Genomic DNA, 14092 nt, shown 5'->3' with positions numbered 1-14092 from the left:
TAAAATATAACTGCCTGACGCTACTAGCTAAGGGCAGTTCTTAATTAGCCATTAGTTTGATTATTTACCTATAAATGGGATAGACAGCGCGATCGCGCTTAAGCTAAACTAGAACTATAACATGAGCGACTATCCACCCATCCGAGACAACAAACGTTCTCTAATTACTTGAGGATTGAATTTAGCCTCATTCTGTCTGCGAACTTCCCTTGCTAATACTTGCCGCTGCTGCAAATAATAAGCAATTGTGGCATACACATCTGCTAAACGCAAAGATGGATAAGCCAAACAAATTTCCTCAGCAGTTGCACCTCGATTAAAAGAAAATACAACCGTATCAAGCGTTACTCGTGTTCCCCCTACTAGCACTACACCATCAGCATTAACTGCTAAAGGTAAGGGTGTTGCTGCTATTGAAATAGTCATAATTTTCACCTACTCAATAGGTAGTCATTCAAAACGATATAGATTCAGTTGATGAAAATGAGAATTAAACTAATAATCAGCAAACAGACTTTTGCTAATTCCCCCTATCTTCTCCTTCCTCAATCTCACCACCAGAAAAACCCTGAACCGCCTGCCTTACGAGTTCAATGTCCAACCCTAACTCACCAGCAGTTTGTTCTACACTCAATCCTAGTCGCAAAAGTACAGGCACTGTTTCTAGTTTGCCTTCTAGTTTGCCTTCTACCTTGGCTTCTTGATAAAATCTTGTCTGCTTCAAATCACCCAATTCCAGCATTTCTTGTATCTCCTGACGACTCAAATTAGCAAACTTATAAACAATGACCGTCTCAATAAATTCTACTACATCGCGGCTAAGGTCTTCATCATCCAATTGCCGCGCCTTTCCAATTAATTGCCGAGCTTCTGCACCCGCTGTTTCTTCTGGCTCTACAATTAATTGTACCATACCTAGAGCTAAAGAGCGATCGCCTGTTTTTTCTAACTCCTCCAAATAGATGATTTTCACCTGCTGACTCATCAACAAACCCCGATATTGTCTCGGTAAGCCTGGATCGACATTGCGGTTTTTAAACACAGCCACAGCTTGCCAATCTTGAGTAGGCATTTCTTGCTTCAGATACAGGAAAACTTCTGCAAAAAAGCGCCAATAAAAATAGTCTTTCTTCTGAAATTGTACCTCAATAAAGTAAATAGGTTTGTCGTTATCCTCATCACTAGGCTTAAACAATCCATCGATGGTAAAATTCGGTTGTTTGATTTCTACTGAGGTAAATTGATAAGCTTCAACCTCAGAAGAAGATTGACCAATCAGCTCAAAGAAGCTATGGGGGAACTTCTGAAATAGCTTATAAAAGAGTGAGTCTGTTTTCACTTTATCCTAAATAAGATAGACTTTCCTACAAAGAAGCTGAAGTCACTTGACTTCAGCCTCATTGGACACAAAACGCAGAGGATACACCCTGATTTATAGACTGGGTTTTAAAACTGCATCGCAGCTTAATTCTTAGTCCTCAACAACTAAAGTGGGATTTTCACAAAAGTCAAACTTCGCAGGCTCTGTAATAGTCCCATCTACATATCCTATTTTTATCCACTGGCTGCAAGCTTCGTGATTAGTATGTTCACCCCAAACCATTTCTCCTTCAGTGTCGGGAGCAATATTACTGTCGAGATTAAAGTAACCCCAAGTTTCGCCATCTTCAGATACCAATACCTGGCTAACTGCTACATCACTGTTGTTCTGAATTGTAAATCTGAATTCCTCAGCTTTAGTTGGGTTAGCGAGAATCGACACTAAGCTCAGAGTTGCGCCTGCGATCGCAACTGCCACTTTTAAAAACTTCGTAGTAGCCATACTATGTGCTTGCATTGTATTGAGATGATTTGTCATAAATTGTATGGTTTGAAAGTAGAGTCTAACACAATAATTTGCTGAAGGCAATAGCTAAATTTTCCAATTTCTGTGGATTAAGAAATTCTATTATTTCCCTTTAATCGGTGTATTCGTAAGTGCCACCATTGCAAACATTGACAGAAGACTGTATCAATTCTCCGCGACCAACACTGCCGTCATCACTAGGGCCGAGAGTACCTTTAAAGTCGTATAGACAGTCTTCGCGTCCATCCTCCATGTTGATCTTTATAGATTCTCCGGGCGCGAGTACATCTACCCCCAAAATATCTTCCTCCCAGTCGTTTACTTGAGGAGGGGAAGCATAAAACTCTTCTAGATTGCGGCTGGTTCCGTTAATAAGAGTAAAGGTAGCAGATTCAGCTAAGGCGCTCTCAATGCCGGAAAAAATGATGGGGAGGGATAGGGCTGCCGCGACGATGCCGCGATGGAAAGATTTTACCAACATTGTGTAATTTATCCTTGAAAATGTTTTGAGTTTGTTAATCTTTAATAGCATAGCATATAATTTTTACTAAAGTAATGTTTAATTGCAGGAAATATTTTAATAAATTCAGGAGGTAAACGCTGTGGTAGATATCCGCAATCTTCTAAGCCAACTAGCAGTAGAAGAAACGCAGTTGTGCAACACTAAATTTCTCGCGCCTTGTACGCGCTATGGGCGGGTGCGGACAAGGGTAGGCGGAATAATTTCTACTTTCAAACCAAAGCCGCGCAACTTTGAGGGTTGGGGTATTTTTCAGCCAGTTAATGAAAAAATAGCTGAAGTAGTTGAGGAAGCAAGTTTGCCGCAACTGACGGAATATTTGCAACTGCTCGCTCCCATTCGATTGCAACTGGCTTACACTTTGCAAGGACAAACTTGGCTGGCTTATCCTGTTAATGAATCTGATGCTAGACAACGCATTGGTGTTGTCAAACCATTTCCCGTACATTTAGTAACTGAAGGCGCTACTTTTGAGCCAATTATTGCTAGATGGGATGGTAAATCGTGGTGGTTTGAGGATATCGATCGCCGCGCCGATCCGCTGTCCTGTGAGGAACTAAGATTGGCGTTAAAAAAGGTGATTTCTCCTCAAGAAGTCCGCTTTAAGGGGATGACACCGGAGATGCGTACTGTCTACGAGTTAGTAGCACAGCAGACTGAGGAATTTAGTCAAAAGTTCCAGCAGCGACGGGATGAAAATCGCTTGCAGGAGGCGCTACAAATGGGTGGGGGAGAGTTGCGAGAGTTTCGCGATCGCGACGACTATTGGCTGATCGAGTGGACTGCTGGAAATGGCGATCGCCACACCAGCGCGATCGCCAAAAATGACCTGACTGTAGTTAGTGCTGGCATCTGTCTAAGCGGACTAGACAGCAACTTTGATTTACAATCATTAGTTGGAGTTGTCGAAGCTAGATAAGGCAAGATTTACCACCAAAGAAGGGGCTAGGGACTAGCGACTAGGGAAAGAGGAAGAGAGGGAGGGAGGATGGGGAGGATGGATAGTTAGCCATTACCAATTACCAATTACCCATTACCCATTACCAATTAGCCATTACCAATTACCAATTACCAATTACCCATTACCCATTACCCATTATGTCAACTTTATTTCACGAACAACTGTATCGAACACCAGCAGTAATGTCACTCTTGAAAAAGTTGCCAGTAACGGTATGTGGTGCTGGCGCTTTGGGTGCTAATATTACTGAGAATTTGGCACGTTCTGGCTTTGAAAACTTAAAGGTAATTGACCGCGATCGCATTGAGGAACGTAACTTATCTACCCAACCCTATTATCGTTCAGATGTGGGCGCATTCAAAGCAAAAATTCTCGCCAATAACCTCTACCGCGCTCTAGGAGTTAAGGTCGATCCACAGTCAAAAGAACTAACAGCAGCAAATGCGGCTGTACTACTTGCTAATAGTGCATTAGTAGTTGATACTTTTGATAATAGTATAGCTCGGCAAGCTGTTAAAGATTGCTGTGCGAGTGCGAGCATTCCCTGTCTCCATGTCGGTTTAGCTACTGATTATGCTGAGGTAATTTGGAATCAAGGCTATCGCGTTCCCTCACCAGCAAATGATGATGTTTGCGATTACCCTTTAGCCAGAAACTTGGTGATGCTGACTGTTGCAGTTGCCTGTGAAGTTATTATTAATTTTGCGGCTACTCAAGAGCAGCAGAGTTTTACAGTTACGCTAGGGGATTTTGCCATTAAGCCCTTTATGCTGTAAACTATAAATCGATCGGAGTTTGTAGTTATGCTTGAGGGAATACCTCCATGGCTACTCTTAAAAAGTAAGCACAGTCGCAAAGTTATAATTCCCCTTTTTACTTAAAATCAGGAGTGATTGGATAATGAGTATACCACTAGAATGGACAGCAGAAGCTGAGGCAAGGCTCAAAGAAATTCCCTTTTTTGTCCGACCGGCTGCTCGTAAAAAGATTGAGAAATTTGCCCAAGAATTGGGGATAACTCAAATTAATGTTGAAGTTTACGAGCAAGCTAAACAAAAGTTTGATTCTAAGAAATAGGTTTTAATTGAAATTACAATGAATAATCAATTAGAAGCAAGATTGCAAGTCGATCGAGTTTTAACTTTCTGGTTTGGTAAATCTGACTCTTCTAACTATGGTAAACCTAAAAAAGAATGGTTTACAAAAGATACAGCCTTTGACGAGGAAGTACGATCGCGCTTTTTCTCAGACTATGAATTAGCCGCATCAGGTAAACTTGACTATTGGCAAAAATACCCAGAAAGTTGCTTAGCATTAATCATATTATTAGATCAATTCCCTCGGAATTTATTTCGTGGAAAACCTGAAGCTTTTGCCACTGATAGTAAAGCACTGACGGCTGCTCAATACGCTGTAGATAACAAGTTCGATAGTACCTTTTTGCCTGTACAAAGGTGGTTTATTTACCTGCCTTTTGAACATAGCGAAAATTTGGAACATCAGCGAAAAGCAGTTGAATTATTTTACCAACTTAGCGGAGATGCTGATAGTAAATCACCTATTGATTATGCTATTCGTCATTTAGAAATCATTGAGAAGTTTGGTAGATTTCCCCATCGAAATCAAATTCTAGGAAGGGAGACAACGCCAGAGGAAGCTGAGTTTATAAAACAGCCTGGTTCTGGTTTTTAGAATCAAGGAAGAAGGGAGAAGGAAGAAGGAAGAAGGAAGAAGTTAGGGAGAGAGGAAGAAATTTTTCCCAGCTAACAACTAACAACTAACAACTAACAACTAACAACTAACAACTAACAATTATCCCCGATACTGCACGCGATAAATTATGTTATTACCTTCTTCAGTAAACAACAAACTCCCATCAGGTAAAACTAGCAAACCAACAGGACGGCCCCAAGTTTTAGGCCCTGATGGATCGATCAAAAAACCCTTCAAAAAATCTTCATAATAACCTTGGGGACGACCAACGTTATTAAATGGTACAAACACAATTTTGTATCCCGTTCCGGCGTTACGATTCCAACTGCCGCGAAACGCTACAAAGGCTCCATTCCGATATTTTTCAGGAAATGTTTTCCCATCATAAAACTGAATCCCTAAAGCTGCTGAATGCGCTTGAAAAAGTACGTCTGGGGTAAGAGTCTTAGCAGCTAAATCTGGGCGCTCGCTGATGCCATTTTGTGCGTGGCGCGGATCTAAACGATTCGCTGTAAAATAAGCATAAGGCCAACCGTAAAACTGACCTTGCTGAATTCGCGTCAAGTAATCGGGTACTAAATCGTCCCCTAAACCATCGCGTTCGTTAACTGTGGTGTAAAGTTCTCCAGTTTGCGGATGAAAATCTAACCCTACGGGATTTCGTAACCCATAAGCAAAGGTTTTTTGATTCTGACCGTCTAAATTCATCACCTGCACTGAGGCTCTGGGTAACTCTTCTACACTGGCATTTGATTCTGAACCAATGGAGACATAAAGCTGGTTTTTATCTGGGGAGGTGACAACATTTCGCGTCCAGTGTTGGTTATAACCACCTCCCGGTAAGTCAGCAATTTTTTCACCAGTTCCAGTTAGTTGTTGCTGGCCTTGATTGTAGGGAAATCTGCGGACTTCAGCGCTATTACCTAGGAAAAAATAGCGATCGCTAAAGGCCATCCCAAAGGGAATATTTAACCCATTTGCCCTAGTAGCAAACGTTTCGCGGACATCCGCAACACCGTCGCCGTTGGTATCCCGCAACAGGCGAATCCGGTTTTGTCGCGTTTCAGTCACCAAAACATCGCCGGTGGGAGTGAGTGCAAGCCACCGAGGAGCATCTAAATTGTTAGCAAAGATATTAACAGTAAAGCCGGGAGGAACGCGCAGAGCTCCACCTTGACTAGGCGGTACTACTTGAGGAGATTTTGAGGCGCTTTGGGTGGCGTAGGGTTGCGGTAAATTAGCAACTTTAAGGCGGATTGGCTGTGGCGAGAAGGTTTCGGTGCGTAATATCTGGCTGGGCGCTGTTACATTTGTCTGGGCTACTGGTGAGGTATTTTGCAGCACTGGGCTAGCTTGTGGCGATTCCTGATTGCTAGAATTGACTGGAGCGATCGCCTGCTTTTCGCGATCGCACGCAGTTATCGACAGCAACACCAAAATTAGAAATAAAAAGCGCATTTGACACCCCCAGCCTTAGAAAAATCCAAAATCTAAAGTCTGATGAAGCCACCGCAAAAGTGCGGTGACATCAGTAGACCTCTTACTTGCAAAAGTCGATCTCATTAGTCCGCGTAGGCGGACTTTGTTTGTGTAGTCGCGAATTCTATTCGCCGGGATATTTTTGCAAAAGGTCTAGTTACTTAACGAAAGTTGCGATCGCGATCGACACCTACCAAAGTCCTCTAACAGGAGCTGCCGGTTGCATCATCGGAGCAGGAGCCATGGGTGCCTGACGAGCAGGAGCCGCTTGAGGCCGAGCTGGGGGTGCAGCGGGACGCATCGGGGCTGCGGGACGCATTGGCATTGGTGCCGGAGTTGTCTGAGTTTGAGTCTGAGTCCGAGTTGTTGTGGTCATGCGAGTTGCCGTACTCGCCGTCACCTTCACATTTGGAATCACTACTATACTTTGTACGAAAGAACCACCACGCGCGACAGTTGCTCTGACACGGCTTCCCGGTACCAAAGCCATAGTTCCCAGTACCCGCCGTTCAATTAGCAGAGTTCTGTAAGTACCGCCTTCAACATCAACTGTCACCACTTCACCGACAATGCTTTTCACAATGCCTGTGATTGTTTCTACATTCGCCGTTGTACTCATACCTGCTTGAGCTAATTCACTCTCAGGGTTTGCCATCGCTGGATGCACTACTCCTACTGAAACTAACAGCGATAGGGCTGTACCTGTTAGTAAAGTAATCTTTTGAAGACTCATTGTTTCCTCACTTTTGACTATATTTTTGGATCGGGTTGCTTTGATTGTAAGAAACCACCCTAACCTTTATACCTAATCTATTTTACTCACCTGATGGCAGACTTCAGATAATCGTTAGGTAAAGATTATCTAACTACTCTTCATAGACTCCCTTCTCCGTCAGGAGTTCCACACTATCATTTTGACAGTTGGGCCGATAGTCAGTTAAGTAAGTTAACTGCGATCGCGGCCAATTCCCTAACTAACATCAGTCCTCAGTTGTTGTGGCATTTACCAAAAACCGCGAATCCGCTCGTTATCACTCGCGATCGCCCTCACAGGAATTATAATTTTCTTGTGCCTTCTTTTGTCCAGACTTAGCAACGGCTGTTGGCTAGTTGGTCAAGCGATCGCGGGGTACACTGATATCATAGAGCTCGGTCTTTCTTCAGAATATAACTGTAGCTAATTTGAAAATAACTCTACCAAGAGGGGGATCTTACTGATGGCAGGGATCGAGGAAGAAATATTAACAATGAAACCTTTCAAGTCAAAGGTCAAAAGTTAAGACTAATCAGAGGTTAAACTCAAAAAAATAATGGGTTTTGGATTTAAACAGACTAATCTTGTAGAATACTGTTAGTGAGGAAGTGAGAGAAACAAGCAATGACGAACAGTGGATCTTTATCTAAGAAGCTAATGGCGATGGGCTTGAGTACAGCCCTGTTAACGATCGGCATACAACAAGCGACGGCCGCTCCAGCAACTAATTCAAATCATTCTATCCCCAAAAAAGCTGCTCCTAAAAAGATATCACTTCCCCAGAGTTCGCGGACGATCGGGAAACTAGAATTGCCACCTCTAGGAGATAAAAACACTTTTCTTCCTCCTTTTCAAACTCCCCCAGTTAATCCTTTACAGGAAGTTCGTTTAGTGCTAAGATTGAGGGAACGCCGCGTTTATGTTTACCGCAAAAATGAGTTGCAAACAAGTTTCCCTGTTGCTGTCGGAAAAGATGGTTGGGAAACTCCCACAGGCAATTTTAAAGTTATGCAAATGATTAGAGAACCAAGTTGGGAACATCCTTGGACAGGAGAGGTTGTTCCTCCAGGCCCAGACAATCCATTAGGGAGTAGGTGGATTGGTTTTTGGACTGATGGTAAAAATGTGATTGGTTTTCACGGAACACCTAATCCAGAATCTATCGGCCGACCTGCTTCTCATGGTTGTGTCAGAATGTATGATAAAGATGCTCAAGCTTTATTTGAAAAGGTAGAAGTAGGAACGCCCGTAATAGTAGAACCTTAGAATGTTAACGGTAATTGGTTAACTGTTAAATTGTAAGGTGGGCGCTCGCCTCTCTCAAGAATTAAAAATGTAAAATTAAAAATTAAAAATTTAATTAATTTCCTTTTTAATTTTTAACTTTTAATTTTTAATTGGATTTAGCTATGAGTTACAGGCGATTGGCGGCGAGCGCCCACCCTACGTTTAATTACCAATTACCAATTACCAATTACCAATTACCTAATCCATTGATTCCTGATATTTTTTCAAAATTTCCGGGATGTAATCATAGCCATCAACACCAATTATAGGAATAATTTGCGATCGCTCTTGTTTCAACGCTGCTTCAAATCCATCGCCCAATTGACCTTGTAAAATTATTAACAAACCTGCCGGCTTACGCCACTCGCTAGCACCAATTTGCTCTAAAAGATACATACTCAAACAGCCAGCAAAAACAGCTTTCTGCAAATTTTCCGTGCTATAATAAGCTTGAGCAAGATAAGCCAAATTCAAACCTTGCAAATACAAATCTCCAGAAACTTGGGCAGATTGCCAGCCGTTTGCCAGATATTTAATAGCTTCTTGGGGTTGTTCTAAAATCGTGTAGGCAATACCAAGACTACTATAACAAAGAGCTTGACTTTGGCGATCGCCTAATTGTTCAGATAACTGCAAACCCCGCTGCAAATAGTTAACTGCACTCTCATAAATCTCTGGTTCTACTTCTTGCAATTGCCGAGCTTTAAACACTTCGCTATAACCTAAATTAGCCAAAGCATTTACTTCTCCTAATTTATCACCGCTTTGACGGGATAGTATTAACGCCCGCTGACTGAAGTCAATAGCTTCTTCATAATTTTTTTGAGCTACATGGGTGCGACTAAGATGATTTAAATTGGCAATTTCACAGGGTTTATCACCTTCTTTGCGGGCAATTTCTAATGCTTGTTGATGAAAATTAATAGACCGATCGTATTGTCCCATCGCTCGCATGGAAGCACCAATAAGTGTGAGAATCCTAGCTTTAGCCTGGGTTCCTTCCACACGCCGCAAGGGTTCATCTAAATACTCTAAAGTATTTCGCAAATACTCGCCGGAAAAAGAGGCAAAAACTCCGCCGTAAAGCGGGAAATAGTCGCGTTGGGAAAATGCCCGCAGAACTTGCAGCGTTAGCTGGAAACAGCTATTTGCTAAAATTTCACCGCTGCGAGTTGAATTGTTGAAGCCATTGGCTAATTGACACCAGATGGCTGCAAAGGTTAAAAAAGTAGAAATTGAAAGTTTTGCCCCTACTTTAGAGTCATAAATTAGTTTGTCAAACCAAGCTACTAAACCCCGTTGCAAGCATTGTAAAATTACGGCTAGTTCAATTAAATAACTAGGTTCTATATTACCTTGTTTTGCCGCAAATTCGGCGATCGAATGATTAAAGGAAATTGTGTTAAATAGTGCTTGTGGGAAGGAACTATTTACCTTTTTGGCCCATAATGCCCAAGGGCCGTTTTGTTCAGCAGTGCCGGCAAATCCTAATTGCCGTTGTTGGTAAATCCAGCTTACGAGATCGGGTTCTAATCGCTGCCATGATGCTAAACCTTTAGTGATGCCAACGATGATTTGTTGTACGTCTTGTTCTGTGTCAGGATTAGCAATTTGCAGCATTTGTTGTTGCAGTGCTTTGGCTAATTGCTGTAATTGTTCGAGAGTGAGGGGGTGTTCTCGGTTGGGATCGATGATTTGTAATAATGTGAGTAGGCGATTGTTAGGTTCAGCGGTGATGATTTGTTGCACTGAGGATGCGATCGCACGGTCAACTCGGTTTTCTTTTTGCCAGCGTTCCCATTCCCCTTGAATGGTTTTGAGAGCTCTAAGACTGCGAGTTGCTTTAGCTTGTTTGAACTCGTCTTTGTCAGTTTTGAGTTGGTTTTCAATAGTGCCCAAGCGTTCCGCGAGACAGCGTTCAAAGATTTCGCCGCTGCCGGGGCTGATTTCTTCGATCAGGATTTGATATACTTGCTCTTTAGAGCGAATTTGACCTTTAAGGGTGATGTCTACGATCCGATCGATCAGGGCTAGATTGCGATCGCGTAGTGAGGGTAAATCTGACATAGTTTTAATTTTAGGATCGATGGGTTTGTTTTCATTTTCAGGGCTGATGAGATCGTGCGATCGCTTCTGAAAGCCCCTCCCAAATTTTTACCATCTCCGCTAAAAGTAATTATACAAGAAACATGAGGGCCCAGAAACCGGGTTTTTTACGAAAATACTTCGTTCGAGCCCGCAGATTTGGTAAAAAACCCGGTTTCTTTGGTCTAAGTGGGTAACTCCTAAAAGTGAAAGTCCTCTTCAGAAGACTAAAAACCTTACTGTGTAAGTATTCTCCCTTCCTTCTTCCTTCTTCCTTCTTCCTTCTTCAACATTCTGGCCAAGCTGATGCAATTAACTCCACGCCAAACACTTCAGCGAAACTAGCCGCAACCACTGGCCGCATTCTATCCAGGTCAATGCCAGGGATAAAATCAGCTAAGCTACCCACAGGATAATCTGAAATACCACAAGGTACAATTTCCTTAAAACCTTGGAGATCGGGACAAACATTTAAAGCAAAGCCGTGCATCGTAATCCAACGACTAACTTTAATACCGATCGCGGCCACTTTGCGCCCCTCCACCCAGACACCAGTCAAACCAGGAATGCGATCGCCCTGCAAACCCCAGACCCCCAGCGCGCGAATCAGCACCTCTTCCAACTGTCGCAAATACCAGTGTAAATCTTGTTGATAGCGCCGCAAATTCAGAATCGGATAGCCCACCAACTGTCCCGGACAATGATAAGTCACCTCGCCCCCCCGTTCCACTCGGTGTACTTCCCAATTAGTAACCATCGGGTCAAACTTAACAAACTCCAGCGTCGCACCCTGTCCCAAAGTATAGACCGGGGGATGTTCCAGCAAAATTAACACATCTAATAAATCGGGGCGATCGCGACGTTCTTGCACCAACCGCCGCTGCACCTCCAAAGCCATAGCATAAGGCACTTCTCCCTGATTAATTAGCCAGCAGGGTACAGAAGCAAAAACTGATTCAGACAGAGTAGTAGGAAACATCCAAAAAATCAATAGGATTTTGATGCAAATTGAGTCAACTAAAATCAAGAATTGTCAAGGGATGCAAAAGATTCTAAAGCGATCTGTTTTGCAGAATACAAAGTGCTACTGTAAAACTATACCCAGATTAAGTAAGGAGGGGCTTTATGAAGCTTGTTATCCAGGGTAAAAATATTGAAATTACCGATGCGATTCGCGAATACGTCAATCAAAAAATTGACAAAGCCGTGAACCACTTTCAGACATTGACTACCGAGGTGGACGTACACCTAAGCGTAGCTCGCAACCCGCGAATCAATACTAAGCAGACTGCCGAAGTCACGATCTACGCTAACGGTAGCGTGATCCGCGCCGAAGAAAGCAGCGAAAGCCTCTATGCCAGCATAGATCTAGTAGCAGATAAAATTGCTCGCCAACTGCGAAAATTTAAAGAAAAACGTCAAGACAAAACCCATACTAATCCTAAAGTGGGCGATGTCGTAGCAGAGGAGCCGGTTGTCTCCGATCTGATCGGCGATCGCACACCAGAACTTCCCAGCGAAGTATTGCGAAGCAAGTATTTTGCCATGCCGCCGATGACCATGCAAGAAGCACTAGAACAGTTGCAAGTCATCGATCATGACTTTTATATGTTCCGCAATGCCGAAACTGGTGAAATTAACGTGATCTACGAACGCAAACATCACGGCGGTTATGGCGTTATCCAACCCCGCAACGGTAACGGTAACAGCAATAATGGCAAAGTTGCTCACAGCGTTCCAGCCGAAAAGTCAAAAGCTCCGAAGGCTTAAGGGATAGGGGGCAGGGGGGCAGGGGGGCAGAGGAGCAGGGGGGCAGAGGAGCAGAGGGGCAGGGGGGCAGAGGGGAAATCTTCGTCTTTCCTGTTCCCTCTCCATCCGCTCCCCTGTTCCCTCTCCACCCGCTCCCCCGCTCCCCTGCTCCCCCGCTCCCTCGCTCCCCCGCTCCCTATGCTAACTTTTGATCGCTTGCAGAGTTTTAAGAGCTTCTTCGACGTGAGCTTTGAAATTGAGCATCGAATCAAAGATGTGCTGTACAACTCCCTGCTGGTCAATTACATATGTCACCCTACCAGGGAGTACCCAAAGAGTGGCGGGAACACCATAAAGTTGCCGAACTTTGTTTCCGGCATCGCTCAAGAGGGTAAAAGGCAAGTTATGCTTAATCGCAAACTGCTGATGAGATTGCTGTGAGTCTTCACTGATGCCGATGACTTCTGCACCCGCATCCGAGAAAACTTCATAGCTATCTCGAAAAGCACAGGCTTCAGCCGTGCATCCAGGGGTGTCATCCTTGGGATAAAAATATACAACAACTGATTTTTTGCCCCGAAAGTCCTTGAGGCTGACTGGTGAGCCTGTTTGAGAAGGCAAGGTAAAATCCGGTGCAGTTTCTCCAACTTTTACTGGCATATTTGCTAAAATCGGTGGTTTAAGGGAAATGTTAACTTTTGTAATCTTATCGCGATCGGTAACAGTAGCACCTAATTTTTAGCAGCCACGACGAGATCGCCTGTCTCAAAGATTTTCAGGTATTCACAATAACTTTAAGTAAAAGGTCAGCTAACTTTATCAACTCTTCAAATTAAAAACGTTACTAGCTCAACAAAAAGAGTGACAATAAATATAGGTGTTATGGGAAACAGTTGCTCTGAGCCAAACTCTTTTTGGGGGTTTGATTGGTTAAGATTCCTTGATATCTGCAACCGAAAATCTTCTTAGGTTTGGTCAGATTAACTGTACTTTTGTTGCAATCTGGCTGCTATCAAGTCAGTCAGAATTCTACGGTGTCTTAACTCTGTGGGGGGGTGGGCACCTAAATCGCTTCAGGGCACAACAGGAAAACTCGGCAATTGTCGAGTTTTTTTGTGCATAAGCTGTTACGCATTTAATTGGTATATTAATTCATCGACTTATTCTCCCTTCCCTTACAGGGAAGAAGGGTTAGAGGGTTGGGGGGGTGGAGGGGTGAGGGGTGAGGGGGTTAGGTTACAGAAACAAATAATACAGTTTCAATGCGTAAGAGCTTAGACAATTTCTATACTGTCTGTTTTTGGGAGTTAGTGTGCCATAAGTTGTTTAACATTATATTGCAACCCACATTCCGCAGATATTTAAGCAGATTTAATTTCAGATAGATTGGGAAGTTTTAAATCCTCAAATGGTTGCACAGCAACTATTTGAGGACTTTTTAAGGTATAATGACTTTCTTGCTTTTGACCAACTCTAAAAACCATGAAAAAGCCCTTATCAGCGATAAATATCGTAAATTTAGACCATTTGGGAATAGTAGCAGGGATAATAGATGAAATGGAATTGGTAGAAGAAGTCAACAAAAAAGTGGGAATAAGCAGCAAAGAAACTATCAGCCCAGGACAAGTAATGAAAGCAATAATTTTGAACGGATTGGGGTTTTTGAGCGCCCCAATATACCTATTCGACACATTTTTT

General features: G+C 43.1%; 16 protein-coding genes. 7 read left to right on the top strand and 9 right to left on the bottom strand.

Translation table 11 applies throughout. From position 1 onward, the window contains the following. Window positions 1–129: 129 nt before the first annotated feature. The 4 genes from PN499_RS28130 to PN499_RS28115 all read right to left on the bottom strand — a co-directional run bounded on the left by PN499_RS28130 (window position 130) and on the right by PN499_RS28115 (window position 2327). The gene (locus PN499_RS28130; RefSeq protein ID WP_272036769.1) at window positions 130–426 is read right to left on the bottom strand and encodes a DUF433 domain-containing protein; all 297 of its coding nucleotides are present in this window, start codon (window positions 424–426) and stop codon (window positions 130–132) included. Window positions 427–520: 94 nt separating this feature from the next. After that, the gene (locus PN499_RS28125) at window positions 521–1339 is read right to left on the bottom strand and encodes an Rpn family recombination-promoting nuclease/putative transposase (protein WP_272036767.1); all 819 of its coding nucleotides are present in this window, start codon (window positions 1337–1339) and stop codon (window positions 521–523) included. A 132-nt stretch (window positions 1340–1471) separates the two neighbouring features. Further along, complete coding sequence (locus PN499_RS28120) at window positions 1472–1858, bottom strand: hypothetical protein (RefSeq protein WP_272036765.1); 387 nt, start codon at window positions 1856–1858, stop codon at window positions 1472–1474. A 100-nt stretch (window positions 1859–1958) separates the two neighbouring features. After that, the gene (locus PN499_RS28115; protein ID WP_272036763.1) at window positions 1959–2327 is read right to left on the bottom strand and encodes a hypothetical protein; all 369 of its coding nucleotides are present in this window, start codon (window positions 2325–2327) and stop codon (window positions 1959–1961) included. A gap of 121 nt (window positions 2328–2448) precedes the next feature. Between PN499_RS28115 and PN499_RS28110 the strand changes: the two genes are divergently transcribed. From PN499_RS28110 to PN499_RS28095, 4 genes are all read left to right on the top strand, one after another. Next, window positions 2449–3285, top strand: coding sequence for a hypothetical protein (locus tag PN499_RS28110; RefSeq protein WP_272036762.1), 837 nt, complete (start codon window positions 2449–2451; stop codon window positions 3283–3285). 179 nt (window positions 3286–3464) lie between these two features. Further along, the gene (locus tag PN499_RS28105; RefSeq protein ID WP_272036760.1) at window positions 3465–4103 is read left to right on the top strand and encodes a ThiF family adenylyltransferase; all 639 of its coding nucleotides are present in this window, start codon (window positions 3465–3467) and stop codon (window positions 4101–4103) included. 124 nt (window positions 4104–4227) lie between these two features. Then, window positions 4228–4404 carry a PCP reductase family protein gene (locus PN499_RS28100; RefSeq protein WP_272036758.1) on the top strand — a complete coding sequence of 59 codons (177 nt, stop codon included), beginning with the start codon at window positions 4228–4230 and terminating at the stop codon, window positions 4402–4404. A gap of 18 nt (window positions 4405–4422) precedes the next feature. Next, window positions 4423–5019: a DUF924 family protein gene (locus tag PN499_RS28095; RefSeq protein ID WP_272036756.1), complete on the top strand. Its 597-nt coding sequence runs from the start codon at window positions 4423–4425 to the stop codon at window positions 5017–5019. A 120-nt stretch (window positions 5020–5139) separates the two neighbouring features. Here the strand turns inward: PN499_RS28095 and PN499_RS28090 are convergent, their stop codons facing one another. Beyond that, window positions 5140–6498, bottom strand: a complete 1359-nt coding sequence (locus PN499_RS28090; protein ID WP_272036754.1) for a PQQ-dependent sugar dehydrogenase — start codon at window positions 6496–6498, stop codon at window positions 5140–5142. A gap of 211 nt (window positions 6499–6709) precedes the next feature. Further along, complete coding sequence (locus tag PN499_RS28085; protein WP_272036752.1) at window positions 6710–7252, bottom strand: hypothetical protein; 543 nt, start codon at window positions 7250–7252, stop codon at window positions 6710–6712. A gap of 645 nt (window positions 7253–7897) precedes the next feature. On the opposite strand from PN499_RS28085, the gene PN499_RS28080 reads away from it, so the two are divergent. Beyond that, a complete protein-coding gene (locus tag PN499_RS28080; protein WP_272036750.1) occupies window positions 7898–8539 on the top strand; it encodes a L,D-transpeptidase in 642 nt (213 codons plus the stop codon). Window positions 8540–8758: 219 nt separating this feature from the next. Here PN499_RS28080 and PN499_RS28075 read toward each other — a convergent pair whose 3' ends face one another. Together PN499_RS28075 and lipB are read right to left on the bottom strand one after the other, a co-directional pair. After that, a complete protein-coding gene (locus PN499_RS28075; RefSeq protein WP_272036749.1) occupies window positions 8759–10627 on the bottom strand; it encodes a tetratricopeptide repeat protein in 1869 nt (622 codons plus the stop codon). Window positions 10628–10931: 304 nt separating this feature from the next. Next, window positions 10932–11624, bottom strand: coding sequence for a lipoyl(octanoyl) transferase LipB (gene lipB / locus PN499_RS28070; protein WP_272036746.1), 693 nt, complete (start codon window positions 11622–11624; stop codon window positions 10932–10934). Window positions 11625–11770: 146 nt separating this feature from the next. Here lipB and hpf point away from each other — a divergent pair, with 146 nt between their 5' ends. Beyond that, on the top strand, window positions 11771–12415 hold the full coding sequence (hpf, locus tag PN499_RS28065; RefSeq protein ID WP_272036744.1) for a ribosome hibernation-promoting factor, HPF/YfiA family: 645 nt from the start codon (window positions 11771–11773) through the stop codon (window positions 12413–12415). A gap of 180 nt (window positions 12416–12595) precedes the next feature. Here the strand turns inward: hpf and PN499_RS28060 are convergent, their stop codons facing one another. Further along, window positions 12596–13054, bottom strand: a complete 459-nt coding sequence (locus PN499_RS28060) for a peroxiredoxin (protein WP_272036742.1) — start codon at window positions 13052–13054, stop codon at window positions 12596–12598. Between the two features lie 822 nt (window positions 13055–13876). Between PN499_RS28060 and PN499_RS28055 the strand changes: the two genes are divergently transcribed. After that, a partial coding sequence (locus tag PN499_RS28055; protein ID WP_465249978.1) for a DUF4277 domain-containing protein occupies window positions 13877–14092 on the top strand: 216 nt, incomplete at its 3' end.

Source organism: Kamptonema animale CS-326 (genome assembly GCF_028330895.1).
GTDB classification, from domain to species: Bacteria; Cyanobacteriota; Cyanobacteriia; order Cyanobacteriales; family Microcoleaceae; genus Kamptonema; species Kamptonema formosum.
Note: the sequence above shows the minus strand (reverse complement) of the source record. Positions and strands in the feature narration are given on the sequence as shown.

Coding starts and splice junctions, on each gene's coding strand:
- PN499_RS28130 (WP_272036769.1), bottom strand. CDS start 426: ATGACTATTTCAATAGCAGCAACACCCTTACCTTTAGCAGTTAATGCT.
- PN499_RS28120 (WP_272036765.1), bottom strand. CDS start 1,858: ATGACAAATCATCTCAATACAATGCAAGCACATAGTATGGCTACTACG.
- PN499_RS28115 (WP_272036763.1), bottom strand. CDS start 2,327: ATGTTGGTAAAATCTTTCCATCGCGGCATCGTCGCGGCAGCCCTATCC.
- PN499_RS28105 (WP_272036760.1), top strand. CDS start 3,465: ATGTCAACTTTATTTCACGAACAACTGTATCGAACACCAGCAGTAATG.
- PN499_RS28100 (WP_272036758.1), top strand. CDS start 4,228: ATGAGTATACCACTAGAATGGACAGCAGAAGCTGAGGCAAGGCTCAAA.
- PN499_RS28095 (WP_272036756.1), top strand. CDS start 4,423: ATGAATAATCAATTAGAAGCAAGATTGCAAGTCGATCGAGTTTTAACT.
- PN499_RS28090 (WP_272036754.1), bottom strand. CDS start 6,498: ATGCGCTTTTTATTTCTAATTTTGGTGTTGCTGTCGATAACTGCGTGC.
- PN499_RS28085 (WP_272036752.1), bottom strand. CDS start 7,252: ATGAGTCTTCAAAAGATTACTTTACTAACAGGTACAGCCCTATCGCTG.
- PN499_RS28080 (WP_272036750.1), top strand. CDS start 7,898: ATGACGAACAGTGGATCTTTATCTAAGAAGCTAATGGCGATGGGCTTG.
- PN499_RS28075 (WP_272036749.1), bottom strand. CDS start 10,627: ATGTCAGATTTACCCTCACTACGCGATCGCAATCTAGCCCTGATCGAT.
- lipB (WP_272036746.1), bottom strand. CDS start 11,624: ATGTTTCCTACTACTCTGTCTGAATCAGTTTTTGCTTCTGTACCCTGC.
- hpf (WP_272036744.1), top strand. CDS start 11,771: ATGAAGCTTGTTATCCAGGGTAAAAATATTGAAATTACCGATGCGATT.
- PN499_RS28060 (WP_272036742.1), bottom strand. CDS start 13,054: ATGCCAGTAAAAGTTGGAGAAACTGCACCGGATTTTACCTTGCCTTCT.